This is a genomic window from Stappia sp. P2PMeth1 (assembly GCF_900185735.1).
Classification (GTDB): Bacteria; Pseudomonadota; Alphaproteobacteria; order Rhizobiales; family Stappiaceae; genus Stappia.
In genome coordinates, this window is sequence record NZ_FYAW01000021.1 from 367,764 (window position 1) to 394,530 (window position 26,767).

At 68.7% G+C, this 26,767-nt stretch carries 21 protein-coding genes; 9 read left to right on the forward strand and 12 right to left on the reverse strand.

The genetic code is table 11. The features are described from left to right. Positions 1–6: 6 nt before the first annotated feature. Both P2PM1_RS15510 and uvrA read right to left on the reverse strand, forming a co-directional pair. Positions 7–1,050, reverse strand: a complete 1,044-nt coding sequence (locus P2PM1_RS15510) for a YeiH family protein (RefSeq protein ID WP_186399664.1) — start codon at positions 1,048–1,050, stop codon at positions 7–9. 1,908 nt (positions 1,051–2,958) lie between these two features. Further along, positions 2,959–5,895, reverse strand: a complete 2,937-nt coding sequence (uvrA, locus tag P2PM1_RS15515) for an excinuclease ABC subunit UvrA (RefSeq protein WP_186399694.1) — start codon at positions 5,893–5,895, stop codon at positions 2,959–2,961. Positions 5,896–6,823: 928 nt separating this feature from the next. Here uvrA and P2PM1_RS15520 point away from each other — a divergent pair. Continuing rightward, a complete protein-coding gene (locus P2PM1_RS15520; protein WP_186390156.1) occupies positions 6,824–7,402 on the forward strand; it encodes a single-stranded DNA-binding protein in 579 nt (192 codons plus the stop codon). Between the two features lie 745 nt (positions 7,403–8,147). Here the strand turns inward: P2PM1_RS15520 and P2PM1_RS15525 are convergent. Beyond that, entirely contained in the window at positions 8,148–8,285 is a 138-nt protein-coding gene (locus P2PM1_RS15525; protein ID WP_186399665.1) for a hypothetical protein, read from the reverse strand. Between the two features lie 361 nt (positions 8,286–8,646). On the opposite strand from P2PM1_RS15525, the gene P2PM1_RS15530 reads away from it, so the two are divergent. Then, positions 8,647–9,633 (forward strand): ornithine cyclodeaminase family protein, encoded by a 987-nt coding sequence (locus P2PM1_RS15530; RefSeq protein WP_186399666.1) that lies wholly within the window; start codon positions 8,647–8,649, stop codon positions 9,631–9,633. Positions 9,634–9,700: 67 nt separating this feature from the next. Here the strand turns inward: P2PM1_RS15530 and P2PM1_RS15535 are convergent, their stop codons facing one another. The 3 genes from P2PM1_RS15535 to P2PM1_RS15545 form a co-directional block, all read right to left on the reverse strand. Further along, complete coding sequence (locus P2PM1_RS15535) at positions 9,701–10,531, reverse strand: ATP-binding cassette domain-containing protein (RefSeq protein ID WP_186399667.1); 831 nt, start codon at positions 10,529–10,531, stop codon at positions 9,701–9,703. A 2-nt stretch (positions 10,532–10,533) separates the two neighbouring features. Next, the gene (locus P2PM1_RS15540) at positions 10,534–11,655 is read right to left on the reverse strand and encodes an ABC transporter permease (RefSeq protein WP_186386506.1); all 1,122 of its coding nucleotides are present in this window, start codon (positions 11,653–11,655) and stop codon (positions 10,534–10,536) included. Between the two features lie 126 nt (positions 11,656–11,781). Then, positions 11,782–12,732 (reverse strand): sugar ABC transporter substrate-binding protein, encoded by a 951-nt coding sequence (locus P2PM1_RS15545; RefSeq protein WP_186399668.1) that lies wholly within the window; start codon positions 12,730–12,732, stop codon positions 11,782–11,784. 294 nt (positions 12,733–13,026) lie between these two features. On the opposite strand from P2PM1_RS15545, the gene P2PM1_RS15550 reads away from it, so the two are divergent. After that, positions 13,027–13,893 (forward strand): MurR/RpiR family transcriptional regulator, encoded by an 867-nt coding sequence (locus P2PM1_RS15550; protein WP_186399669.1) that lies wholly within the window; start codon positions 13,027–13,029, stop codon positions 13,891–13,893. Positions 13,894–13,918: 25 nt separating this feature from the next. Here the strand turns inward: P2PM1_RS15550 and P2PM1_RS15555 are convergent, their stop codons facing one another. The 6 genes from P2PM1_RS15555 to P2PM1_RS15580 form a co-directional block, all read right to left on the reverse strand. Further along, positions 13,919–14,383, reverse strand: coding sequence for an Lrp/AsnC family transcriptional regulator (locus tag P2PM1_RS15555; RefSeq protein ID WP_186396325.1), 465 nt, complete (start codon positions 14,381–14,383; stop codon positions 13,919–13,921). 580 nt (positions 14,384–14,963) lie between these two features. Continuing rightward, positions 14,964–16,139: an isovaleryl-CoA dehydrogenase gene (locus P2PM1_RS15560; protein WP_186399670.1), complete on the reverse strand. Its 1,176-nt coding sequence runs from the start codon at positions 16,137–16,139 to the stop codon at positions 14,964–14,966. A gap of 39 nt (positions 16,140–16,178) precedes the next feature. Beyond that, positions 16,179–16,652 (reverse strand): GNAT family N-acetyltransferase, encoded by a 474-nt coding sequence (locus P2PM1_RS15565; protein ID WP_186399671.1) that lies wholly within the window; start codon positions 16,650–16,652, stop codon positions 16,179–16,181. After that, positions 16,645–17,115 (reverse strand): PaaI family thioesterase, encoded by a 471-nt coding sequence (locus tag P2PM1_RS15570; RefSeq protein WP_208985290.1) that lies wholly within the window; start codon positions 17,113–17,115, stop codon positions 16,645–16,647. The genes P2PM1_RS15565 and P2PM1_RS15570 overlap by 8 nt, the downstream gene beginning before the upstream one ends. Positions 17,116–17,176: 61 nt before the next feature. Then, complete coding sequence (locus P2PM1_RS15575; protein ID WP_186399672.1) at positions 17,177–17,605, reverse strand: MerR family DNA-binding transcriptional regulator; 429 nt, start codon at positions 17,603–17,605, stop codon at positions 17,177–17,179. A 162-nt stretch (positions 17,606–17,767) separates the two neighbouring features. Next, a complete protein-coding gene (locus P2PM1_RS15580; protein ID WP_186386499.1) occupies positions 17,768–19,183 on the reverse strand; it encodes a short-chain fatty acyl-CoA regulator family protein in 1,416 nt (471 codons plus the stop codon). Positions 19,184–19,434: 251 nt separating this feature from the next. On the opposite strand from P2PM1_RS15580, the gene P2PM1_RS15585 reads away from it, so the two are divergent. The 6 genes from P2PM1_RS15585 to scpA all read left to right on the forward strand — a co-directional run bounded on the left by P2PM1_RS15585 (position 19,435) and on the right by scpA (position 26,416). Beyond that, entirely contained in the window at positions 19,435–19,998 is a 564-nt protein-coding gene (locus P2PM1_RS15585; protein ID WP_186399673.1) for a biotin transporter BioY, read from the forward strand. A gap of 42 nt (positions 19,999–20,040) precedes the next feature. Beyond that, positions 20,041–21,573: an acyl-CoA carboxylase subunit beta gene (locus P2PM1_RS15590; RefSeq protein WP_186399674.1), complete on the forward strand. Its 1,533-nt coding sequence runs from the start codon at positions 20,041–20,043 to the stop codon at positions 21,571–21,573. A gap of 51 nt (positions 21,574–21,624) precedes the next feature. Continuing rightward, positions 21,625–21,861 (forward strand): DUF4160 domain-containing protein, encoded by a 237-nt coding sequence (locus tag P2PM1_RS15595; protein ID WP_186399675.1) that lies wholly within the window; start codon positions 21,625–21,627, stop codon positions 21,859–21,861. After that, entirely contained in the window at positions 21,842–22,126 is a 285-nt protein-coding gene (locus P2PM1_RS15600) for a DUF2442 domain-containing protein (protein ID WP_158192671.1), read from the forward strand. The genes P2PM1_RS15595 and P2PM1_RS15600 overlap by 20 nt, the downstream gene beginning before the upstream one ends. Before the next feature lie 102 nt (positions 22,127–22,228). Continuing rightward, a complete protein-coding gene (locus P2PM1_RS15605; RefSeq protein ID WP_186399676.1) occupies positions 22,229–24,259 on the forward strand; it encodes an acetyl/propionyl/methylcrotonyl-CoA carboxylase subunit alpha in 2,031 nt (676 codons plus the stop codon). 9 nt (positions 24,260–24,268) lie between these two features. Then, positions 24,269–26,416, forward strand: coding sequence for a methylmalonyl-CoA mutase (gene scpA, locus P2PM1_RS15610; RefSeq protein WP_186399677.1), 2,148 nt, complete (start codon positions 24,269–24,271; stop codon positions 26,414–26,416). Positions 26,417–26,767 lie beyond the last annotated feature (351 nt).

Genomic DNA, 26,767 nt, shown 5'->3' on the forward strand with positions numbered 1-26,767 from the left:
CCGCCGTCACATCAGGACCTTCACCATTAGCAGGGCAAGCGCGGCGATGAACAGGGCGGCGAGAGCGGCCAGCAGCAGCGGACGGGGGCCGCGGGCGCGGATCTCGCGCAGATCGGTGCCAAGGCCGAGGCCGGCCAGCGCCATCGCCATCAGGAAGGTCGTCGCCATGCCGGCCCCGGCGCGCATGGCCTCGGGCAGCTCGGTGCTGCTTGCGACCAGCACCATGGCGAGAAAACCGAACACGAACCACGGCAGCGGCAGGCGGGCGGCCCCGTCCTGCGCGATCTTGCTGGCGCCGCCGCGCCGCAGCCAGGCGGCAAGCCCCAGCACCATCGGCGCCAGCAGCAGCACCCGCGACAGCTTGGCGACCATAGCCGCCTCGCCCGCCTGCGCCGAATGGCGGAAGCCGGCGCCGGCCACCTGCGCCACCTCATGCACCGAGGCGCCGACAAGGAGGCCGTAGCCGGCCGCATCCAGCCCGGCGAGCGGCGGCAGCAGCGGCATCAACACCATGGCGAGCGTGCCGAACAGGGTGACGCAGGCGACCGCATAGGCGGCATCGCCCGCGCTCGCCCCGGTCACCGAGCGGGCGGCGGCCACCGCCGAGGCGCCGCAGATGGAGGTGCCGGCGGCGATCAGCCGGGCGAGCTCCGGCGCGACGCCGAGCCGGCGGCCGAGCCAAAGGGTCAGCGCGAAGGTGGCGAGAAGCGCAGTGACGGTGACGGCAAGCCCGGCCAGGCCCAGCGACAGGAGGTCGGCGAGCGTCAATTGCAGGCCGAGCAGCACGACGGCGGCGCGCAGCAGCGGCCCGGCGGCAAGGCGCGCCCCCGGCACGACCAGCGCCGGCAGCGGCAGCACCGCGCGCAGCCCCAGCCCCAGCGCCATCGCCAGCGCCATCGGCCCGAACAGGTCGAGGCCGGGAAGCCGCCGCAGCCCCTCGCCGGCAAGGGCGAGAAGGACGCACAAGGCAAGACCGGGCAAAGCATGACCCCAATTCGCGACGCGCGCCGCGAATTTCGTCTCATATTTTCCGCTTCCGGCGAAATTCATACCTTGCCTCCTGCGATGCCGGTGCAGGATGGCAGGACGCTTTCATTCGCACAAACTGATTGTTTTTGTAATTATCATCGTAAAAATCGATTTATCTTCCGGGGCGGGAAGATGGAAGCGGTTTCAGCCCCCCTGCTCGCCGCCGACCTCAAGGACTTATCCCTGGGGGAGTTCGCCGCGGCCTCTCCCGCAGCTTCCCGGACGAGGCCTCGCTTTAGCGTTTTCCCGGCCGCGACCCCTCCTTGGCGTCTTCCCGGACGAGGCCGAAGGCCGAAGATCCGGGACCGGGGAGGCACGGCGGTGTGATGTCGGTCGGGAGCGTGCCCGATACGCTCTCCGATCCCGGCTCGGCGCTGAGCGCCGTCCGGGAGGACGAAACGCGAGGGCGGTGTGCCGTTTCGGCTGCTCTGGCAACCAATAGCCCCCGGCTCTGCGCTGGCGCGCGGCCGGGGTGACCTCGGAGGGGATGTGAGGCCGTGCCACTTTCTCAGGCCGTCTTCCCGGCCGCAGGCGAAGCCGGAGAGCCGGGAACCAGAGGCACCCTCGGCGGGTGTTTTGCTCCAACCTTTCCCCGCGTCGTCCTGGCCGCTGCCCCTCCTTGGCGTCTTCCCGGACGAGGCCGAAGGCCGAAGATCCGGGACCGGGGAGGCACGGCGGTTGTGGGGACGGCCGGGAGCGCGGCCGAGAGGCCCTCGGCTCTCCGATCCCGCATCTTCGCTGCGCTTCGTGCGGGATGACGCCGGGAGAGGTTTCAGCGTCATCGCTGCCGCTCTGGCAACCAATAGCCCCCGGCTCTGCGCTGGCGCGCGGCCGGGGTGACCTCGGAGGGGATGTGAGGCTGCGCCCTCTCACTCAGAACGTCGTTCCGGCCGCGTCGACGCCGTGAACCGGAGAAACCTGCTTGACCAGAGCAAAACCAATGGTGCTAATATCCACGGTGGGCGGCTCCTCTTGTTGGTGGCGTTGTTTCAACGACCCCGTTTTGGCACTTCGATGCCGTTGAGAAGGGCCGTCCACCCCATCATTCATTCCGGCATTCATTCCGGCCAGGCGCGGCGCGCCCCGAGAGGCAGGAAGCTCGAGGGGCGACCCAAGCGCATGTGATAGGCTTCTGGCTCTCCGGTCCCGGCTCGGCGCTAGCGCGCCGTCCGGGAGGACGACGGAGAGGATTGCGTCCGGGAGGACGCGGGGAGAGGGACGAGCACGGGCAGCAGATTCCGGCCGTCCGGCGGTTGCGCCGAGGCGTCAGTCGCGATCGATCGTGGTTACTGGGTCCCGGCCTTCGGCTTCACCGAGACCGGGACGACAGCCGAGAGCTGGGGCTCGTGCGGGCGTGTCCTCGCCGCCGCTCTGGTAGCCAATGGGCACCGGGGCGCGGCTGCGCCTTGCCCGGTGTGACGGCAGAGGGTGGGGCGAGGCGGTGCCTCCTCCTCGGAGGTCATCCCGGCCGCGCGCCAGCGCAGAGCCGGGAACCATTGGCAACCTCGGCGGATATTTGTCGCACATGCCTCTCCCCGCGTCTTCCCGGACGAGGCCGAAGGCCGAAGATCCGGGACCGGGGAGGCACGGCGGTTGCGGGTTCGTTCGGGAGTGCCTTCGTGAGGCTCTCGGCTCTCCGATCCCGCATCTTCGCTGCGCTTCGTGCGGGATGACGCGGGGCGGGGTGGGCGCGTCCTCTCGACCACTCTGGCAACCAATAGCCCCCGGCTCTGCGCTGGCGCGCGGCCGGGGTGACCTCGGAGGGGATGTGAGGCCGTGCCTCCTCCTCCGAGGTCATCCCGGGCAAGGCGAAGCCGCGACCCGGGACCCATTGGCAACCTCGGCAAGCATGAGGCGGGCGGTGCCACCGCCACGGCTGACGCAGCGAGAGGCGGACCTGCCACCTCCCGCCGGCCGGTCTTCCCGCAGCTACTCGGCTGCGGTCATGCCGCGGGCCGGGCGGCGCTCCAGCACCTCGCGCAGGAAGTGGCCGGTATGGCTCGCCGGCGCCTCGGCGATCTCCTCCGGCGTGCCGGCCGCGACGATGGTGCCGCCGCCATCGCCGCCTTCCGGCCCGAGGTCGATCACCCAGTCGGCGGTCTTGATCACCTCCAGATTGTGCTCGATGACCAGCACCGTATTGCCCTGGTCGACCAGTTCGTGCAGCACTTCCAGCAGCTTGGCGACATCGTGGAAATGCAGGCCGGTGGTCGGCTCGTCGAGGATGTAGAGCGTGCGGCCGGTGGCGCGCTTCGACAGTTCCTTGGCCAGCTTGACGCGCTGCGCCTCGCCGCCGGACAGGGTCGTCGCCTGCTGGCCGACCTTGATATAGCCGAGACCGACACGGGCCAGCGTCTCCAGCTTGTCGCGCACCGCCGGCACGGCGGCGAAGAAGCGCGCGCCCTCCTCCACCGTCATGTCGAGCACGTCGGCGATCGACTTGCCCTTGAACTCCACCTCGAGCGTCTCGCGGTTGTAGCGCTTGCCCTTGCAGACGTCGCAGGTGACATAGACGTCGGGCAGGAAGTGCATCTCGATCTTGATGACGCCGTCGCCCTGGCAGGCCTCGCAGCGCCCGCCCTTGACGTTGAACGAGAAGCGCCCCGGCTGGTAGCCGCGCGTCTTGGCCTCGGGGAGGCCGGCGAACCACTCGCGGATCGGCGTGAAGGCGCCGGTATAGGTCGCCGGGTTCGAGCGCGGCGTGCGCCCGATCGGCGACTGGTCGATGTCGATCACCTTGTCGAGCTGCTCCAGCCCGTCGATATGGTCGTGCGGGGCCGGCGTCTCGCGCGCGCCGTTCAGCCGCCGCGCCGCCGCCTTGTACAGCGTGTCGATGAGGAAGGTCGACTTGCCGCCGCCGGAGACGCCGGTGATGCAGGTGAAGGTGCCGAGCGGAATGTCCGCCGAGACGTTCTTCAGGTTGTTGCCGCGTGCGCCGGCCACATGGATGCGGCGGTGTTTTTTCGGCTTGCGCCGCTCGGCCGGCATCGGGATCGCCATGGCGCCGGAGAGATACTGCCCGGTCAGCGATTTCGGATTGGCGAGGATCTCCGCCGGGGTTCCCTGCGCGACCACCTCGCCGCCATGGATGCCGGCGCCCGGACCGATATCGACCACATGGTCGGCGGTCAGCACCGCATCCTCGTCATGCTCGACCACGATCACCGTGTTGCCGAGGTCGCGCAGGTGCTTCAGCGTGTCGAGCAGGCGGGCATTGTCGCGCTGGTGCAGGCCGATGGACGGCTCGTCGAGCACATAGAGCACGCCCGTCAGCCCCGAGCCGATCTGCGAGGCAAGGCGGATGCGCTGGCTCTCGCCGCCCGACAGGGTGCCGGAATTGCGCGACAGCGCCAGATAGTCGAGCCCGACATCGTTGAGGAACCGCAGCCGCTCGCGGATCTCCTTGAGGATGCGCAGGGCGATCTCCGACTGCTTGTCGGTGAGCTTTGCCGGCAACTCGGCGAACCAGGCGGCGGCATCGCGGATGGAGAGCTGCGAGATCTCGCCGATATGACGCGTGGCGATCTTCACCGACAGCGCCTCGGGCTTCAGCCGGTAGCCGTTGCAGGCCGGGCACGGACGGTCGGACTGGTAGCGCGACAGTTCCTCGCGCACCCACTCGCTGTCGGTCTCGCGCCAGCGCCGCTCGATATTGCCGATGACGCCCTCGAAGGTCTTGGCGGTGCGGTAGCTGCGCACGCCGTCGTCATAGACGAACTCGATCTTCTCCCGGCCCGAGCCGTTGAGGATCGTCTCGCGCACCGGCTCCGGCAGGTCGGCCCAGGGGGTCGCCATCGAGGCGCCGAAATGGCGGCAGATCGCCTCCAGCGTCTGGGCGTAATAGGGCGAGGTCGAGCCGGTCTTGGCCCAGGGCAGCACCGCGCCTTCGCGCAAGGTCAGCGTGTGGTCGGGCACCACCAACTCGGGCTCGAAGGCGAGCGTGGTGCCGAGCCCGTCGCAGGTCGGGCAGGCGCCGAACGGATTGTTGAAGGAGAACAGCCGCGGCTCGATCTCGGAAATCGTGAAGCCGGAGACCGGGCAGGCGAATTTTTCCGAGAACACCAGGCGCTCGTGGGTCTCGTTGCGGTTCTGCAGCACGGCGCCGTCGGCCGGCGCGGGCAGCGCCCTGTCGGCAAACTCGGCGATGGCGATGCCGTCGGCCAGCGACAGCGCGGTCTCCAGCGAATCCGCCAGCCGGCCGGCGATGTCCGGGCGCACGACGATGCGGTCGACGACCACGTCGATGTCGTGCTTCAGCTTCTTGTCGAGGGCCGGCGCCTCGGCGATCTCGTGGAAGGTGCCGTCGATCTTGACGCGCTGGAAGCCCTTCTTCATCAGCTCGGCGAGTTCCTTGCGGTACTCGCCCTTGCGGCCGCGCACGATCGGGGCCAGCAGGTAGAGCCGGGTGCCCTCCTCCAGCGCCAGCACCCGGTCGACCATCTGGCTGACCGTCTGGCTCTCGATCGGCAGGCCGGTGGCCGGCGAATAGGGCACGCCGATGCGCGCGAACAAGAGGCGCAGGTAGTCATAGATCTCCGTCACCGTGCCGACGGTCGAACGCGGATTGCGCGAGGTCGTCTTCTGCTCGATGGAGATCGCCGGCGACAGGCCGTCGATCTGGTCGACATCCGGCTTCTGCATCATCTCCAGGAACTGGCGGGCATAGGCCGACAGGCTCTCGACATAGCGGCGCTGGCCCTCGGCATAGATCGTGTCGAAGGCGAGCGACGACTTGCCGGAGCCGGACAGGCCGGTCATCACGATCAGCGCGTCGCGCGGCAGGTCGAGGTCGATGTTCTTGAGATTGTGCTCGCGCGCGCCGCGCACGCTGATCACCCGCCGGTCGGCGAGGGAGGCGGGCGGCATGGTGGTCGAACGCGGCTTGGACATGCGTGCGGTCCCTGGATGGACGGCCCTGCGGCCTTTTGCGGGCTTCCGGGCCGCGCAGGAGGGCGCGGCGCGAAGGCAGGTTGAACGTTACCCGGCGCCGCCGGGATGGAACGGGCCCCGGCGCGGCCGGGACGAAACGGCAGCCTGGGGCAGCCGGAGCAGAACAGGGCCGGACGACAGGCCGGGCACGACAGGCCGGACATGACAGGGCCGCTCCGCCCGACGGCGGCAACGCCCTTCTACGATATACGCCGGGTGCCGTCGATTCCCGTTGCCGGTCCGCCCCGCCCGATCCGCTCCCGCCTGATCCGGACTGACCCGATCCGGTCTGGTCCGATCCGGTCTGGTCCGGCCGGCGCCGCAACCAGCCGGAAGCCGGCAAGCCGCAACTCCCGGCCCAAGCAACTCCCTGCTCAAGCAACTCCCGGCTCGACTGGGGCAGACCTTTCTACGCGCGCCGATGCGAATCCGATTGCGTGAACATATCAGGAACATATACTGTCGCGCAAGACTGCCGGCATGTGGTGCGGGCGGGCGTCGCGGGCAAGGGGCAACGTCATCCGGGACTGAGCCGCCTTGCGTGCCTGCGGCAAGCGATTGTGGAAAAGCGGGCTGCATGCGCGCAAAAAGCGGGCCGAGGCTGCAGTTCGCCGGTCGCGGGCCTTTCGCCGGCGTCCCGGCCGGGGCTAAGGTCCACGGGATGATCTCGGGCCCCGGGGCGCGCAAAGGCGTGCCGCCGGCGCGCCGCATGCACTCAACGGGGTCCGCCGCAGCGCCGGCGGACCACATCGAAGCAGCAAGCCCGGCCGCTGCGCGCGGGCGGGCGACAGTAAAGCAGCAAGCCCGGCCGCGACGCGCCGGCTTGAGGACAGGCCGGCAACGTCCGGCAGGCAAGGAGACGACAATGTCGGGAAGCGTCAACAAGGTGATCCTGGTGGGCAATCTGGGAGCCGATCCTGAGGTCCGCCGGATGCAGGACGGGCGCCCGGTGGTCAACTTGCGCATCGCCACCTCGGAGACCTGGCGCGACCGCAGTTCCGGCGAGCGCAAGGAGCGCACCGAGTGGCACCGCGTGGTGATCTTCAACGAGGGCCTGGCCAAGGTCGCGGAGAACTATCTGCGCAAGGGCGCCAAGGTCTATATCGAGGGCCAGTTGCAGACCCGCAAGTGGCAGGACCAGTCGGGCCAGGATCGCTATTCCACGGAAGTCGTGCTGCAGGGCTTCAATTCGACGCTGACCATGCTCGACGGCCGCGGCGAAGGCGGCGGCGGCGGTGGCGGCCGCTTTGTCGAAGGCGGCGGCGGGGGCTATGAGGGCGGCTCCGGCGGCGGTTACGGTGGAGGGTCTGGCGGCGGCTCAGGCGGCGGTGGTTATGGCGGCGGCTCGGGCGGCGGTTATGGCGGCGGCTCGGGTGGTGGGTCGGGCGGATCGGGCGGCGGCTTCGGCGGCGGCCCGGACATGGACGACGAAATCCCGTTCTAGGCCGCAGGGCGATCGGAGCGCGTTCGGGAGGACGCGCGGGGAGGATGCGCGGGGCGACACGGGAGAGGCGCGCGGCCACACTGCGGCATGAGGCGGGAGCGCTTCGCCACCTCCCCGGCTGTCATACCTGCGAAGGCCGATGAGCGCTAGGCGACGCCCCTCTCACTCAGGATGTCGTCCCGGACGAGGCCGCAGGCCGAAGATCCGGGAACCATTGGCACCCTCAGCGGGTGTGAGGCGAAAGGCGCTCGCCCCCCTCTCGGCTGTCACGCCCGCGCAGGCGGGCGTCCAGTATCCGCCGGAGCGCGTGGGCGTAGAAAAGCAGCCGCAGCCGGGGCGGGGGGGGGTGCGAAAGCAGCAGCTTTCCGCCTTCCTCTCCTTTCGTCGTCCCGGACGAGGCCGCAGGCCGAAGATCCGGGACCGGCGAGCCGAGGGCGATTGCCGAAGCGTTCCGGCAAGGGGCCGCAAGCGCTGTGCCTCTCCGATCCCGCATCTCCGGCTTCGCCTGCGTGCGGGATGACGCAGGGAGGGGCCTGCGCGTGGGGGGCGCGCCGTCCGGGAGGGCGAAGGAGGGGCTGCGCGCGAATGGCGCTTCGTCCGGGAGGACGCAGCGCGAGGGCGGAGCGCGGGAGGATGCCGGGAGAGGCCGAGCCGGGCGTGAGGCGAAAGGGAGCCGATCCTACGCAGCCGCCTTCTGCCTCACGATCGCCTCGGCGCTCGCATGGCGGCAGCCCGCCGGTCCCGATCAGGCCCGTGTGGCGACATAGTGCCAGGCCCCGGCCGCCACCGCGCCCGCCGCAATGCCGAGCGCGACCCCCGTGCCGGTGTTTCCGCCCAGATAGCCGATGGCCAGGCCTGCGACGAGGCGCCGAGAATTCCCCATACCAACCGGTTTGCCATCTCACATCCCTCCGTGCCAGGATCTGCCCCGCACCAACGCCCGCAAGCGAAACCGCCGGCCTGCCAGCATGTTCCCGTCCGGCATGTTCCCGCCCGGCATGTTCCCGGCCGGCATGTTCCCGCCAGCATGTTCCCGCCCAGCATGTTCCCGGCCGGCACGGCAGCATCCGCGAGGCAGGACGGGCAGTCCTGTGGCGGCAGCGCAGCTTGTCGGGGAGTTTTTCGGCAGGTCGCCCTTTCGCGTCTTGCTGTCGCCGTTTGCGGCGGGCATCGTCCTTCCCGCCGGCCACCGGTCGCCGGCCGGTTCGTACCGCTCCCCTTATCCGCTCCCTATGGAGGCTCCCATGCTGCAACTCGACCAGGATGCCACCCGCGCGGCGCTCGACTGGCGGCCGCTGATCGAGGCGCTGCGGGCGATGTTCCGCGACGGCTGCGAGAGCCCGGTGCGCCATCACCACGACTTCGCGGTGCCGGGCGAGACGGACGGCACGCTGCTGTTGATGCCGGCCTGGGTGCCGGGGCGCTATCTCGGCACCAAGCTGGCGACGGTGGTGCCGGGCAATGGCGCGCGCGGCCTGCCGGCGGTGATGGCGAGCTACCTGCTGAACGACGCGCGCACCGGCGAGATGGTGGCGCTGATCGACGGCGGCGAGCTGACCGCCCGGCGCACGGCGGCGGCCTCCGCCCTGGCCGCCGACTACCTGGCGCGCGCCGACGCCCGCCATCTGGTGGTGGTCGGCACCGGCCGCCTGTCGCGCAACCTCGCCGCCGCCCATGCCTCGGTGCGGCCGATCTCGCGCATCTCCGTCTGGGGGCGCGACATCGAAAAGGCGCAGGCGGTCGCCGAGGACATTTCCGGTGAACTGGGCATCCTGACGCAGGCCGCCGGCGATCTCGAGGCGGCGGTGCGCGAGGCCGACATCGTCAGTTGCGCCACCCTGTCGGAGGCGCCGCTGGTGCGCGGCGCCTGGCTGCAGCCGGGCAGCCATGTCGATCTGGTCGGCGCCTTCAAGCCGACCATGCGCGAAAGCGACGACGAGGCGATGGCGCGGGCCCGCGTCTTCGTCGACACCCGCGAGGGCGCAACAACGGAGGCCGGCGACATCGTCCAGGCGCTCGCCTCCGGCGCGCTCGCCGAGGACGGCATCGAGGCCGATCTCTTCGACCTCGTTCGCGGCACCCACCCGGTGCTGCGCCAGGCCGAGGACATCACCCTGTTCAAGTCGGTGGGCGCGGCGCTGGAGGACCTCGCCGGCGCGATCCTCGCCTTCGAGACCGCCTCGGCAACGCCCGAGCCGGCCGTCTCGCCGCGCGTCCTGCCGGTGATGTGAGCGCGAGGCCGCCAAGCGCTCAAGGACGGAAAGGCGCGGCGATCCGCCGCCCCTCCCCGGCAGGCAGTCAGACCGTGCCGCCGAGTTCCGCGCCGAGGTCCTGCAACTCCTTGCCGCCGGCCATCAGGTTCTGCAATTCGTCGATGGTGATGCCGCCCTTGGTATGGGTGCCGAGCGTCCGCCCCCGGTTGAGCACGGTGAAGCGGTCGCCGACCGCATAGGCATGGCGGACATTGTGGGTGATGAAGATGACGCCGAGCCCCTTGGCCCGCACCTGGCCGATGTATTTCAGCACCATCGAGGTCTGGGCGACGCCGAGCGCCGAGGTCGGCTCGTCGAGGATCAGCACCCTGGCGCCGAAATAGACCGCCCGGGCGATCGCCACGCATTGCCGCTCGCCGCCCGACAGGGTGCCGACCGCCTGCTGCGGATCGCGCACGTCGATGCCGATGCGCCGCATCTCCTCGCGCGTCACCGCATCGGCATGGGCCATGTCCATGTGGCGGAGCGGCCAGACGCCCTTGAGCGGCTCGCGGCCCATGAAGAAATTGCGGGTGATCGACATCAGCGGGATCATCGCCAGGTCCTGGTAGACGGTGGCGATGCCGGCATCGAGCGCAGCGCGCGGGCTGGCAAAAGCGACCTCCTCGCCGCCGACGAGGAAGGACCCCGCCGTCGGCCGGTGCACGCCCGAGAGCGTCTTGATCAGGGTCGACTTGCCGGCGCCGTTGTCGCCGAGCAGGCACAGCACCTCGCCGGCATGCACCTTCATCGAGACGCCGCCAAGCGCGATGACCGAGCCGAAATGCTTGACGAGGTCGCGCACCTCGATCAGCGGAACGGTGGGCGCGGGGTCGGTGCGGGCGGGGTCCGAATGTGCCAGAGCTGTCGCGGCCATGGTCAGCGCTCCCCCGTCGCCCGCTTGCGGATGAAATTGTTGAACAGCACGGCGATCAGCAGCATGCCGCCGAGGAACACCAGGTACCAGTCCTGGTCGATGGTGGTGTAGGTCAGCCCGATCAGCACCATGCCGAAGATGATGGCGCCGAAGAAGGCGCCGATGGCCGAGCCGTAGCCGCCGGTCAAAAGGCAGCCGCCGATCACCGCCGCGATGATCGCCTCGAACTCCTTCTGGAAGCCGCGCCGCGCGTCGGTGGAGCCAGCATCGAGCACGGTGAGGATGGCGACCAGCGCCGCGCACATGGCGGTGACCATGAACAGGATGGTCTTGACCCGGGTCACCGGCACGCCGGAATTGCGCGCCGCGTTGGCATCGCCCCCGGCGGCGAAGATCCAGTTGCCGAAGCGGGTGCGCAGCAGCACCCAGGTGGCGATGAGGGCGATGGCGACGAACCACAGGATCTCCACCGGCACGCCGGTGACCTTGGGCGCGCCGTTGCGGAAGGTCTCGATATGGCCGTTGGCGGCCAGCCAGGCGAACAGCCCCTCGAAGGCATCGCCCGAGAACAGTTCGAGGATCCAGCCCTCGCCCGCCGCCTCCTTGACGCCGCGCAACTGGGTCGAGCCGCCGGTCGCCCATTTCAGCCCGACCAGGGTGAGGCCGCGCAGGATGAACAGGAAGGCCAGGGTGACGATGAAGGACGGCAGACCGGTGCGCAGCACGATCTGGCCGTTGACCGCGCCGATGCCGGCGGCGAAAGCGAGCGTCGCGGCGATGGCGACGATCAGCGGCATGTCCCAGACCACCAGCACCGTGCCGAAGGCCAGCCCGGCGAAGGCGACCATCGAGCCGACCGACAGGTCGAACTCGCCGCCGACCATCAGCAGCGCCGCGCCGATGGCGAGAATGCCGAGCTGGGCGGCGGGCGCCATGAAATTCATGATGCCGGCGAGCGAGAACATCGCCGGATTGGCCACCGTGACGAAGAACAGCGTGACCAGCACCAGCCCGGCCAGCGCACCGAGCTCTGGCCGGCGCAGCAGTTTCGTCGCAAGACCCGTCTTCCTCAGCCGCTCGTCCACGCCTTCGGGCGGAGAGGCGACCGCCTGTCCTTCACTCATCGACCCTGTCCTTCAGATGCCGGAAACCGGGCCGCCGCGACCGGCAATCAGACGCGGCAGCCTGAAACGGCAGGCTGGAACGGCCCGGCAGGGCGCGGCCGCATGGCCCCGCCCCGCCGGCGCACGTCAGCGGATGCCCTTGGCCGACAGGTCCACCACCTGCCCGGCCTTGTCCTTGGTGATCAGGTTCGGACCCGAGGGCACGTTGCCGCCCGGCATCAGGCCGTAGCGGGCATGGTTGGCGAGGAACACCACCGGCAGGTAGCCCTGCAGGAACTGCTGCTGGTCGATGGCGAAGGCGGCCTCGCCATCGGCGATCGCCTGCAGGAAGTTCGCCGACATGTCGAAGGTCGCGACCTTGACCTGCTCCAGCATGCCGCTGTCCTTCACCGCCCGCAGGCTCGGCTCGCCGGCGAGCGCGGCGCCGAGCGCCATGACCGTGTCGATGTCGCCGTCGGAGGCGAGCGCCGCCTTCACCTTGGCGAGGATCTCGGCCGGGTCGTTGGTGGTCGGCAGCACGGAGACCGAGCCGCCGAAGCCATCGGCGAAGCCCTGGCAGCGCTGGTCGAGCGAGACGTTGCCGACCTCGTGATTGACGCAGAGCCCCTTCTTGCCGCCCATTTCGGCGAGCGCCTCGCCGGCCTTCTTGCCCGCGTCATACTCTTCCTGGCCGACATGGAGCGCTGCGCCGAGCGAGGCGGAGACGTCCGAGCCGGAATTCATCGAGATCACCGGAATGCCGGCGGCGACCGCCTTGCGGATCGAATCGCCGAGCGCGTCGGCATCGGGGATCGAAACGATCAGCCCGTGCGGCTCCTGGTTGACGGCGGCGTCGATGAGCTGGCCCATCGCCACCATGTCGAAGGTCTCGGGCGCGCGGTAATCCACGGAAACGCCGAGATCCTCGCCGGCCTTGGCGACGCCGTTCTTCACCACCGACCAGAACGGATCGGATGCCTGGCCGTGGCTAACCACGATAATGTTGATATCCTCGGCGTTTGCCGGCGAGGTGCCGGCGCCGGCGACCAGACCGACAACGGCGGCAGCCGTCAGCAGACGAGCGACGAAACGTTTCATGTGCCTTCCTCCCATAGTCCCCTGCGCGGGGATCCTGTCGTCCGTTGCCCCGGTCCGCCGGCCCTGCGCCGGTGCCGCCCGAGGCGTTTCCCGGCGGTCGGCGCCTCCCGCGCGGGCCTCCGGAAAAATCGGAATGATGCATTCCAAAACACATCATATGGAATTTTTATTCCATTTTTGGTTCGACGGTGTCAAGCTGAAAACCACCGCGCCGAGCCGGGCGCCGGCGCACGCCCGGATCCGGCGGGCCTCGAGCGGAAAACACGGTATCGGGTCAACGAGGAGAGACGGCCGATGAGCGACAGGCAGACCGGCACGGCGGAGGATGCCCCGCCGCGCGACTATGACGGCTTGCGGACGCTGCTGATCGAGCGGAAGCCGGCGATGCCCAAGCGCCTCGCCCAGGTCGCCGCCTTCGCGGTCGACCGGCCGGACGACGTCACGTTCGGCACGGTGGCGGTGATCGCCGAGCAGGCCGGCGTGCAGCCTTCGACCCTGGTGCGCTTTGCCCAGTCGCTCGGCTATCAGGGCTTTTCCGAGTTGCAGGACGTGTTCCGCGCAAGGCTGCGCGAGCGCTGGCCCGACTATGACGAGCGGCTGGAAGTGCTGCGGCGGCGCAGCGGCGACAGCCACGGCGCCCATGCGCTGTTCGGCGATTTCGTCGACACCGCGGTTGCCTCCTTGCTGCGCATGCGCAACTCGCTCGCGCCCGAGACGATGGAGGAGGCGGCCCGCGCCATGGCGGGCGCGCGGGTGATCTATCTCGTCGCCCAGCGCCGTGCCTTCCCGGTCTCCGCCTATATGGCCTATGCGCTGTCGAAGCTCGGCATGGCGGCGGTGCTCGTCGACAATCTCGCCTCGCTCGGCCCCGAACAGGCCTCCGCCGCCGGCCCGCAGGACCTGCTGGTGGCGGTGAGCTTCACCCCTTACGCCTCGCTGACGGTGGATGTCGCCAATGCGGCGGCGGCGCGCGGCGTGCCGGTGCTGGCGCTGACGGATTCGCCGTTCTCGCCGCTGATCCAGTCGGCCCAGGTGGTGGTGGAGGTGGCGGAGGCCGATCTCGGCGCCTTCCGCTCGCTGTCCGGCACGCTGTGCCTTGCCATGGCGCTCTGCGTCGCTGCCGCCGAAATGCGCCGCGACGGGCTGGGCGAGGCGCGCTGAGGCCGGCGAACGCCCCGGCGGGGGACTATGTCGTTGCCGGCATGATCGCCGGGCTGCGGTCGAATTTCGAGGCGAGCACGATGGAGGATTGCGAGCGGCGCACGCCCGGCACCACGGCGATCTCGTCCAGCGCCTCGTCGAGATCCTCCAGTTGCGGCGCCTCGACCACCAGGAAGATGTCGAACTCGCCGGCGATGGTCTGGCAGGCGCGGATCTCCGGGAAGGTGGCGAGCCGGCGGATCGTCTCGCGCATCTGCTGCTGCTCGACGGCCAGCATGACGAGGGCGCGCACCACATTGCCGGTCTCGGGGCGGGTCAGCACCGCCGTATAGCCGGCAATCGCCCCGGTGCGCTCCAGCCGGGCGATGCGCTCATGCACGGTGGAGCGGGCAACGCCGAGCCGGCGGGCGATATCGGCCGTCGGCATGCGGGCATTCATCTGCAGCAAGGCGATCAGCTTGCGGTCCAGCGCATCGCGGCCCGTGGTCATGACGATCCGTCCGTTTTCCGTCGATCCGCCGGTTATAGCGGCCCTGCGTCGGCCCGTCAGGCGGAATCGTCGGGGCAGGATGGATGGCGGGATGGGGCGGCAGTGCGCCGGCCCCAGTCTCGGCTGTGCTCTTCCCCCCAACCTCCCTCCTCGTCATTCCGGGCAAGCGAAGCGCGATCCGGAACCGGCGAGCCACGGCGGGCGTGAGGCGGAAGGGCGCGTGTCCGACAGGCCCTCGGCTCCCCGGTCCCGGCTCGGCGCTGGCGCGCCGTCCGGGAAGACGCCGGAGGGGCTTGCGCGTAGGGGGACGCGCAAAAGGAGATGCGCTCCCCGCCGAGGTGTCCTCGCGCCCGCTCTGGCAGCCAATAGGCACCGGCGCGCGCTGTGCGCGGCCGGGGTGACGACCGAGGGAATAGTGTGACGACCGAGGGTATGCGAGGCGGCGCCTCTCACTCAGGATGTCGTCCCGGCCGCAGGCGAAGCCGGAGAGCCGGGATCCATTGGCAACCCCGGCAGGCGTGAGGCGGAAGGGGGCTGCCGCGCCCCATGCGACCAAACGCGGCAGCATCGCCCCGCCCCCTCACGCGGTCTTGTTGAAGATCTCCCGGCCGATCAGCATGCGGCGGATTTCCGAGGTGCCGGCGCCGATCTCGTAGAGCTTGGCATCGCGCAGCAGCCGGCCCGTGGGATATTCGTTGATATAGCCGTTGCCGCCGAGCAACTGGATCGCGTCGAGGGCCATTTTCGTGGCGTTCTCGGCAGCATAAAGGATCGCGCCGGCCGCATCCTCGCGCGTGGTCTCGCCGCGGTCGCAGGACTGCGCCACCGCATAGACATAGGCGCGGCTGGCGTTCATCGAGACATACATGTCGGCGATCTTGCCCTGGACGAGCTGGAAGGTGCCGATCGGCTGGTCGAACTGCCGGCGCTCGTGGATATAGGGAATGACCACGTCCATCGCCGCCTGCATGATGCCGATGCAGCCGGCGGCCAGCACCGCGCGCTCGTAGTCGAGGCCGGACATCAGCACGTTGACGCCCTTGCCGACCTCGCCGAGCACGTTCTCCTCCGGCACCTCGCAGTCCTCGAACACCAGCTCGCCGGTGAGCGAGCCGCGCATGCCGAGCTTGTCGAGCTTCTGGGCGACGGAGAAGCCCTTGAAGTCCTTCTCGATCAGGAAGGCGGTGATGCCCTTCGGCCCGGCGGAGGGATCGGTCTTGGCATAGACGATCAGCGTGTCGGCATCCGGGCCGTTGGTGATCCACATCTTGGTGCCGTTGAGGATGTAGCGGTCGCCGCGCTTGTCGGCGCGCAGCTTCATCGACACGACGTCGGAACCGGCACCGGGCTCGGACATCGCCAGCGCGCCGAGATGCTCGCCGCTGACCAGCTTGGCGAGGTAGCGCGACTTCTGCTCCCTGGTGCCCCAGCGGCGGAGCTGGTTGACGCAGAGATTGGAATGGGCGCCGTAGGACAGGCCGATGGAGGCGGAGGCGCGGCTGACCTCCTCCATGGCGATGCAGTGCTCGAGATAGCCGAGGCCCGAGCCGCCCCACTCCTCCTCCACCGTGATGCCGTGCAGGCCGAGCTCGCCCATCGCCGGCCACAGCTCCTCGCGCGGGAACCAGTCCTCGCGGTCGATGCGGTCGGCGAGCGGGGCGATGGTGTCCTGCGAGAAGGAGCGGACACTGTCGCGCAGCATGTCGGCGGTGTCGCCGAGGTTGAAGTTGAAGGAGGGGAAGTCGTTGCGGATCATCGGTTCGTCTCCGGAAAGCGGCAGGCGGCGCGCGGCGCCTCAGTCCTGCGAAAACACGTGGTCGTAGCGCACGAAGGGGCTGAGCACCGCGACCTGGTCGTAAAGCCGGCGGGCGCGGGCATTGTCGTCATGGGTCTGCCAGTAGACCGAGCGGCAGCCGAGCCGGCGGGCGGCCACATAGACGGCCTCGATCAGCGCCCGGCCGACGCCGCCGCCGCGCAGCGTCTCGTCGACATAAAGGTCTTCCAGGTAGCAGGTCGGGGCGATCGACCAGGTGGTCTCCTGCACCACATGGTGCACGAAGCCGATCATCCGCCCGCCGCGCTCGGCGACCAGACCGTCATGGGCGCCATCGCCGGAAATCCGCGCGAAAACCGCATCGGTGATGTCCGCGGGAAGCTCCTGCTTGTAGAAGGCGAGATAGGCCTGCCAGAGCGGCTCCCAGGCGGCGCGGTCGGCAGGTTCCAGGCGGCGGATGACCAGGGCCTCCGCCGGCACTTGCGCGTCAGTCATCCAGTCCCTCCAGCGCGATCATCGTGAAAAGCCCGGTGGCGACGTGAATGTCCGCCTCGCCCGGCGTCTGACCATAGACGTCGGAGGCGGTGACGGTGAGCGTGCGCCCCGGCTTGATCACCCGCCCGCGCGCCACGAGACGCCGGCCCCGGCCCGGATTGAGCAGGTTCACCTTGAACTCGGTGGTCAGCACGCCGAAGCCCTTCGGATAGAGCGACAGGGCGGCGTAGCCGGCGGCGGTGTCGGCGAGCGTCGTGGTGACGCCGGCATGGAAATAGCCGTGCTGCTGCACCAGGCCGGTGGCGAAGGCGACGGCAAGGTCGACCTCGCCCGGCTCCAGCCGGTCGATGCTGGCGCCGAGCGTCGCCGTCATGAAGGCCTGGCGGACAAAACTCGCCTCGACCCGGCGCCGCCAGTCGGGATCGCGCGGCTCGAACCGCCGCACCGTCTCTGCTGCCTGCATTCTCACTCCCTCCCGAAAAACCCCGCCTGTGGCGCGAAACGGCCGCCCGCGCGGCATCTTGTCATTTTTCGGCGCGCCGGCCGGCGGCGGCGTCGGAAAACAGATCGCTCATCGGCCCGAGCTCGCCGAGCCGGGTGCGGGCGCCCTGCTCCACCTCGTCGAGTTCGGCCAGCGTCAGGTCGATGTCGTGGCGCTTGGCCATCAGCTCGGCCCGCCGCGCCTCGATGCGCTGCAGCAGAAGCTGCAACTGCCCCGCCTCGCCGGGCGACTTGTCGTACATGGTGATGATGTCGCGGATCTCCGCGAGGGTGAAGCCGAGCCGCTTGCCGCGCAGGATCAGCTTCAGCCGCGTCCGGTCGCCGGGCTTGTAGAGCCGCTGGCGCCCGCGCCGCGTCGGCTTGAGGAAGCCCTCCGCCTCGTAGAAGCGCAAGGTGCGTGTGGTCACGCCGAATTCCTGCGTCAACTGGGTGATGGTGTAATAGGGCTGCATGGCCTCCTCCGCAGAAAACCCTGCATGACGTTTACGTTCCAGTCAACAGGGTATATTTCCGTCATTCAATACAAGGATTTATGATGAGATAATTTCAGCATTGCCGAACCGACCGGCGCCGCCCGGACAGGCCGAACTGCCCGAACAGGCCGACAGGCGGCGTCAGCGGATCGCGTAAGGCACCAGCCGGCGGTCGTCGCTGTCGATGGAGATCGCCCGGTTGAGCGGCGGCACCGAGCGCTGCGGGCAGGTCAGCCGTTCGCAGATGCGGCAGGAGACGCCGATCGGCTCGAACGCCGCCTCGCGGGTGAGGTCGAGATCGTCGCAATAGACGATGTCGCGGGCATGGGCGATCTCGGCGCCGAGCGCGATGGCATAATGCAGCACCGGACCGCTGTAGCCGCCGGACTTCTTCACCACATGGGCGGCGAGCGAGATGTAGCGCGAGCCGTCCGGCGTCTCGGCGAGCTGGCGGATGATCGCCCCGTGGCTCTCGAAGGCGCGGTGCACGTTCCACAAGGGACAGGCGGCGCCGAAGCGGGCGAATTGCAGCTTGGTGGCCGAGTGGCGCTTGGTGATGTTGCCGGCCCGGTCGACCCGGGCGAAGAAGAAGGGAATGCCCTTCAGACGCGGCCGCTGCATCGTCGACAGGCGATGCGCCACCTGCTCCAGGCTGGCGCCGAACCGGTCGGCGATGAGATCGAGGTCGTGGCGGGTCTCCTGTGCCGCCGCCAGGAAGGCGCGATAGGGCAGCACCAGCCCGCCGGCATAGGCATTGGCAAGGCCGATGCGCGCGACCTGCACCGCGTCCGGGGTCTGGAGCCGGGCGCGGGCCAGCACCGCCTCGACGATGTCGCCGGCCTCCAGCAGCGCGATCTGGTGGGCGAGCTGGAAGACGATGGTGGCCTCGGGCAGCGCCTCGTTGAGATAGAGCCGGCGCTGCTCCCGGTCGAAGCGGCGGATGGTGCCCTCCCCTGCAGTGCCCGCGCGGCGGCGCTCGACGGCGATGCCGTGCCGCTCCTCCAGATATTGCGCGAGATCGCGGGCGAAGATCCGGCCCGACGGCGACAGGCGCGTCGCCAGGTCCTCGGCGGCAAGGTCGAGCTCGTGGATATAGTTGTTCTCGAAATGGAAGAAGTCGCGCACTTCCTCGTAAGGCGTCGGGCGCGCGAGCCCCTCGTCGCGGGCGAGCCGGTCGTCGAACTGCGCGAGCTGTTCGCCCATCTGGCGATAGGCCTGATGCAGGCGGACCAGCGCATGGGCGAAGTCCGGCGCGTTCTGGCTGACCATCTTGACCTCCTGCAGGCCGGGCGCGGCGCCCGCCAGCACCGGATCGGCGAAGACCTCCTGCAGGGCGGCGATCAGCCGGTCGTCGTCATCGACCGAGAGCGAGGCGAGATCGAGCCCGAACCGCTCCGACAGGGTGAGCAGGACGGGCGCGGAGACGGGGCGCTGGTTGTTCTCGAGCTGGTTGACATAGCTGGTCGACAGGCCGAGGCGCTCGGCGAAATCCCGTTGCGTCAACTGGGCCTTCTCGCGCAGGCTGCGGATCTGGCGGCCGAGGAACAGCTTCTTCATGGCAGGCTCTTGTCGACGGGCCCTTCAGGATGAGATCCCTGCGCGCCGGGTGAAGTTTGCAAATTCGCAAAATCATATTTGCAAACAGATTAAGTTTGCTTTGCGGCTTTTTCAACACTCCCGCAAGCCGGCGAAAAGGAGTAGCGATCAGGCCACGCGCCGCGCATCCTGCGGGATATGCGGCCACAATCGCAGAACTTGCGGCATCCGGGTCCGCCGCGACCCGCTCGCCGCCGTCAGGAGGGAACGCCATGTCCGGCAACGTCGCCGCCACCACCACGACCCGCAGCCTCGTGCGCTCGCTCGCCATCGCGCTGGCCGGCTCGCTGCTGCTCACCGCCTCGGCCAAGGTCAGCGTGCCGTTCTATCCGGTGCCGATGACGCTGCAGACGCTGGCGCTCCTGGTGCTGGGCTTCACGCTCGGCCCGCGCCTCGCCCTGTTGAGCGTCGCCGCCTACCTGATGCAGGGCGCGGCCGGCCTGCCGGTCTTCGCCGACACGCCCGCCAAGGGCATCGGCCTTGCCTATATGATGGGCCCGACCGGCGGCTTCCTGCTCGGCTTCCTCGCCTCGGCCTGGCTTGCCGGCGTCTTCGCCGAGCGCGGCTGGACCCGCAGCCTGTGGCAGGCGATCCCGGCCTCGATCGTTGCGCAGGCCGTCGTCTTCATCCCCGGCCTGCTGTGGCTCGGCGCCGTTATCGGCTTCGACAAGCCGATCCTGGCGCTGGGGCTTTATCCCTTCGTCATCGGCGGTATCGTCAAGTCGGTGCTCGCCGCCGCCATCGCCGTCGCGCTGGTGCGCGCCCGCGCCCGCTGACGCCACCAGAACGCAACGCCACAAGAGCCCGAAAGGCCGGTCATGCAGCAGATCTTGCAGGAACTGGAAAACCGCCGCGCCGCCGCCCGACTTGCCGGCGGCACGGCCCGCATCGCGGCGCAGCATGCCAAGGGCAAGCTGACGGCGCGCGAGCGCATCGAGGTCTTCCTCGATGAAGGCTCGTTCGAGGAATACGACATGTTCGTCACCCACCGCTGCGTGGATTTCGGCATGCAGGAGACCTCGATGCCGGGCGACGGCGTCATCACCGGCTGGGGCACGGTGAACGGGCGCATGGTCTATGTGTTCTCGCAGGACTTCACCGTGTTCGGCGGCTCGCTGTCCGAGACCCATGCCCAGAAGATCTGCAAGATCATGGACATGGCGATGAAGAACGGCGCGCCGGTGATCGGCCTCAACGACAGCGGCGGCGCCCGCATCCAGGAAGGCGTCGCCTCGCTCGCCGGCTATGCCGACGTCTTCCAGCGCAACATCATGGCCTCGGGCGTGGTGCCGCAGATCTCGATGATCATGGGCCCCTGCGCGGGCGGGGCGGTCTATTCGCCGGCGATGACCGACTTCATCTTCATGGTCCGCGACACGTCCTACATGTTCGTCACCGGCCCGGATGTGGTGAAGACGGTGACCAACGAGGTGGTGACGGCCGAAGAACTGGGCGGCGCCAAGACCCATACCAGCAAGTCCTCGGTCGCGGATGGCGCCTTCGACAACGACGTGGAGGCGCTGATCGCCCTGCGCCGCTTCATCGACTTCCTGCCTTCCAGCAACCGCGAGAAGCCGCCCGTCCGCCCGTTCTTCGACGATCCGGCGCGCATCGACAACTCGCTCGACACGTTGATCCCGGACAATCCCAACAAGCCCTACGACATGAAGGAGCTGATCGTGAAGATCGCCGACGAGGGCGACTTCTTCGAGCTCCAGGAGAACTATGCCGGCAACATCGTCACCGGCTTCATCCGCATCGAAGGGCAGACGGTGGGCGTCGTCGCCAACCAGCCGATGGTGCTGGCGGGCGTGCTCGACATCAACTCCTCGCGCAAGGCTGCGCGCTTCGTGCGCTTCTGCGACTGTTTCAACATCCCGATCCTGACCCTGGTCGACGTGCCCGGCTTCCTGCCCGGCACCAGCCAGGAATATGGCGGCGTCATCAAGCACGGCGCCAAGCTGCTCTTCGCCTATGGCGAGGCGACCGTCCCGAAGGTCACCGTCATCACCCGCAAGGCGTATGGCGGCGCCTATGACGTGATGTCGTCCAAGCATATCCGCGGCGACATCAACTACGCCTGGCCGACGGCCGAGATCGCGGTGATGGGCGCCAAGGGCGCGACCGAGATCCTCTACCGCTCAGAACTGGGCGACCCGGAGAAGATCGCCGCGCGCACCAAGGAATACGAGGACCGCTTCGCCAACCCGTTCGTGGCGGCGGAGAAGGGCTTCATCGACGACGTGATCATGCCGCACTCGACCCGCCGGCGGGTCGCACGGGCGCTGGCGACGCTGCGCAACAAGCAACTCTCCAACCCCTGGAAGAAGCACGACAACATTCCGCTGTAACGGCGACGCCGGCGCAACGGGGAATCGGGGGGGAACCGGGGGGAAGCGGGCGTGCCGACGGTGCTGAGATGGAGGGGATACCAGTTCCTGTTCTATTCCAAGGAGATCGGGGAACCGCCCCATATCCACGTCCTGAAGGACGGGAAACAGATCAAGATCTGGCTCTCAAGCTGTTCCGTCGCCCGCAACGTCGGTTTCGCCCCGCACGAGGTGAATGATATCTTGAAAGCAACGGAGCGACACCGGTCGGCATTTCTGGAGGCCTGGAATGACCACTTTGGACATTGACGAAAAGCAGCTTCAGGTGGCCGGCGTAGACGTCACCGAGGCGACGATCGTCTTCAAGATGGCCGACGGCCGCCGCATCGAGGCGCCGCTGTGGTGGTATCCGCGCCTTCATGCCGCAACGCCCGAGCAGCGCGGGCGCTGGACCATCCTGCCCTTCGGCGATGCCGTCGGCTGGGACGAGATCGACGAATATATCAGCGCCAAGGCCCTGATCGTCGGCGGGGCCGCCCCCGGCGCCAAGCCTCCGGCGGAGGCGGCGGAGTGACAGCGTCCCTGCATTTTCCAGAGCCCTTTGCGCGAAACCGCAACGACCTTCCGGCCGCAAGCGCCGCATAGCCAGACGCCACGAACGGGACCGAACAGAACAATGATCAAGAAAATCCTGATCGCCAATCGCGGCGAGATCGCCTGCCGGGTCATCAAGACCGCGCGCAAGATGGGCATCGAGACCGTTGCCGTCTATTCCGACGCCGACCGCGACGCGCTGCATGTGAAGATGGCCGACGAGGCGATCCATATCGGTCCGCCGCCGGCCAACCAGTCCTACATCGTCATCGACAAGATCATGGACGCGATCCGCGCCAGCGGCGCCGATGCGGTGCATCCGGGCTACGGCTTCCTGTCGGAGCGCGCCGAGTTTGCCGAGCGGCTGGCCAAGGAGGGCGTCGCCTTCATCGGCCCGCCGGCCTCGGCCATCGAGGCGATGGGCGACAAGATCACCTCCAAGAAGCTGGCCGCGGAAGCCGGCGTTTCCACCGTGCCGGGCTATATGGGCCTGATCGCCGATGCGGACGAGGCGGTGCAGATCTCCGGCGAGATCGGCTATCCGGTGATGATCAAGGCCTCCGCCGGCGGCGGCGGCAAGGGCATGCGCATCGCCTGGAACGATGCGGAGGCGCGCGAAGGCTTCCAGTCGTCGAAGAACGAGGCGGCCAATTCCTTCGGCGACGACCGCATCTTCATCGAGAAATTCGTCACCCAGCCGCGCCATATCGAGATCCAGGTGCTGGCCGACAGCCACGGCAACACGATCTATCTGGGCGAGCGCGAATGCTCGATCCAGCGCCGCAACCAGAAGGTCATCGAGGAGGCGCCCTCGCCCTTCCTCGACGCGGCGACCCGCAAGGCCATGGGCGAGCAGGCGGTGGCGCTGGCCAGGGCCGTGAACTACGCCTCGGCCGGCACGGTCGAGTTCATCGTCGACGGCAACCGCAACTTCTACTTCCTGGAGATGAACACCCGCCTGCAGGTGGAGCATCCGGTGACCGAGCTGATCACCGGCATCGATCTGGTGGAACAGATGATCCGCGTCGCCGCCGGCGAGAAGCTGTCGATCACGCAGGCCGACGTCAAGCTGAACGGCTGGGCGATGGAAAGCCGGCTCTATGCCGAGGATCCCTATCGCAACTTCCTGCCCTCGATCGGCCGCCTGACCCGCTACCGCCCGCCGCAGGAAGGCACGCGCGAGGACGGCACCATCGTGCGCAACGACACCGGCGTCTTCGAAGGCGGCGAGATCTCGATGTTCTACGACCCGATGATCGCCAAGCTGTGCACCTGGGCGCCCGAGCGCATCGACGCCATCGACGCCATGGCCGACGCGCTCGACCGGTTCGAGGTGGAGGGCATCGGCCACAACCTGCCCTTCCTCTCCGCCGTGATGGACCATCCGCGCTTCCGCACCGGCGCCATCACCACCGCCTTCATCGCCGAGGAATATCCCGAAGGCTTCGCCGGCGTGACGCCGGCGGCACATGCGCTTGAGGACCTTGTCGCGGTGGCCGCGGCCTGCAACCATGTGTCGGAGACGCGGGCAACGCAGATCAGCGGCGCCATGGACAATCACCGCCGGGTGATCGGGCCGAACTGGACCATCGTGGTGGAGCGCGAGGAGTTTCCGGTCGCGATCACCGAAAACGGCGACGGCAGCTACACGGTCGCCGCGCGCGAGGACGCGGACGGCACCAAGCTGTCGGCCCCGCGCAAGGTGGCGCTCAGTGACTGGAAGCCCGGCACGCCGCTCGTCGAGGCGCGCATCGACGGCCGGCCGCTGGCGGTGAAGGTGAACCCGACGCGGCAAGGCTTCCGTCTGCGCCAGCGCGGCGCCGAGGTGGTGCTCGCCTGCCTCACCCCGCGCCAGGCGATGGCCGCGCGGCTGATGCCGGAGAAGATCCCGGCCGACACTTCGAAGATGCTGCTGTGCCCGATGCCGGGCCTGGTCGTCTCCATCGCGGTGGAGGAAGGCCAGACGATCGAGGCGGGCCAGACGCTCGCCACGGTCGAGGCGATGAAGATGGAGAACGTGCTGAAGGCCGAGCGCAAGGGCGTGGTCAAGACCATCGCCGCCAAGCCGGGCGACAGCCTCGCCGTCGACGAGATCATCATGGAATTCGAATAGGAGCGGGTCATGACCGAGAAGAAGACCGTTCGCGACTGGATGGACCTGGCCTCGAAGGAGCTCAAGGACAGCGATCCGCAGGACCTCGTCTGGCAGACGCCGGAGGGCATCCCGGTCAAGCCGCTCTACACCGAAGAGGACCTGGACGGGATCGGGCATCTGGGCACCCTGCCCGGCTTCGAGCCCTTCCTGCGCGGCCCGCGCGCGACCATGTATGCCGGCCGCCCCTGGACGATCCGGCAATATGCGGGCTTCTCCACCGCCGAGGAATCCAACGCCTTCTACCGCAAGGCGCTGGCCGCCGGGCAGCAGGGCGTCTCGGTCGCCTTCGACCTTGCCACCCATCGCGGCTACGACAGCGACCATCCGCGCGTCGTCGGCGATGTCGGCAAGGCGGGCGTCGCCATCGACAGCGTCGAGGACATGAAGATCCTGTTCGACGGCATCCCGCTGGAGCAGATCTCCGTCTCCATGACCATGAACGGCGCGGTGATCCCGATCCTCGCCAATTTCATCGTCGCGGGCGAGGAACAGGGCGTGCCGCGGGCGAAGCTCTCCGGCACGATCCAGAACGACATCCTCAAGGAGTTCATGGTCCGCAACACCTATATCTACCCGCCCGAGCCCTCGATGCGGATCATCGCCGACATCATCGAGTACACGGCGAAGGAGATGCCGAAGTTCAACTCCATCTCGATTTCCGGCTATCACATGCAGGAAGCCGGGGCGACCCTGGTGCAGGAGCTGGCCTTCACGCTGGCGGACGGGCGCGAATATGTCCGTGCCGCGCTGAAGAAGGGGCTCGATGTCGACGCCTTCGCCGGGCGCCTGTCGTTCTTCTTCGCCATCGGCATGAACTTCTTCATGGAAGCCGCCAAGCTGCGCGCCGCGCGCCTTTTGTGGACCCGCATCATGAAGGAGTTCCAGCCGAAGAAGGCCTCCTCCCTGATGCTGCGCACCCACTGCCAGACCTCCGGCGTGTCGCTGGCCGAGCAGGACCCGTACAACAACATCGTGCGCACCGCCTTCGAGGCGATGTCGGCGGCGCTCGGCGGCACCCAGTCGCTGCACACCAACTCCTTCGACGAGGCCATCGCCCTGCCGACCGAGTTTTCCGCGCGCATCGCCCGCAACACCCAGCTCATCCTGCAGCACGAGACGGGCGTGACCAAGGTCGTCGACCCGCTCGCCGGCTCCTATTACGTGGAGAGCCTGACCCATGAGCTCGCCACCCGCGCCTGGGAGATCATCGAGCGCATCGAGGCCGAGGGCGGCATGACGGCGGCCGTCGACAAGGGCCTGCCGAAGCGGATGATCGAGGAGGCCGCGACCCGTCGCCAGGCCGCCGTCGACCGCGGCGACGAGGTGATCGTCGGCGTCAACAAGTTTCGCCTGGAGAACGAAGACGAGATCGAGATCCTCGACATCGACAACAAGGCGGTGCGGGAGTCGCAGATCGCCCGCATCGAGCGCACCCGGCGCCAGCGCGATCCCCAGCGCACGCAGGAGACCCTCGACGCGCTGCGCGAGGTCGCCCGCACCGGCGAGGGCAATATCCTGGAAGCGGCCGTGGAAGCGGCCCGCGCCCGCGCCACGCTCGGCGAGATTTCCGATGCGCTGCGCGAGGCCTTCGGCGACCACGCGGCCGAGCCCAAGGTGGTGCGCCAGGTCTACGGCCCGGCCTATGAGGGCGAGCCGGAATACGAGACATTGGTGCAGCGGCTCTCCGACTTTGCCGCCTCGCTGGGCGAGACGCCGCGCGTGCTCGTCGCCAAGCTCGGCCAGGACGGCCACGACCGCGGCGCCAAGGTGATCGCCTCGGCCTTCGGCGATATCGGCTTCGACGTGATCGCCGGCCCGCTGTTCCAGACGCCGGAAGAGGCGGCCGACCTGGCGGTGAAGAACAAGGTGCATGTGGTCGGCATGTCCTCGCTCGCCGCCGGCCACAAGACGCTGGCCCCGCAGCTTGTCGAGGCGCTGAAGGCGCGCGGCGCCTCCGACATCATCGTCGTCGTCGGCGGCGTGATCCCGCGCCAGGACTACCAGTTCCTCAAGGACGCTGGCGTTTCGGCGATCTTCGGCCCCGGCTCCAACGTGCTCGACGCCGCCCGCTCGGTACTCGACCTGATCGCCGGCCGCCGCCGCAACGTCGCGTAAGCTCAAGGCACGGCGGTTGCGGGTTCGATCCAGAGCGCGCCACCAGCGCCCTCGGCTCTCCGATCCCGGGTCGCGGCTGCGCCTTGCCCGGGAGGACGCAGGGAGAGGGCCGCATCCGGGACGACGCGGGGAGAGGCCTGCATCCAGAAGGCGAAACGCCAAGGCGGAGCGCCCATTCCGCCGCTCTGGCAACCAATAGCCCCCGGCTCGCCGGCTTCGCCTGCGGCCGGGGTTGTTTGTTTGCATTGGTGGTAGAGTTTGGGTGGTCTCCCGGACACACCCGTCCGGGAGACCAGCGGCCGGCGACCGTGCCGGGGTCGGGTTTGCACCCGTAGTCATCAAGGTTCCCGG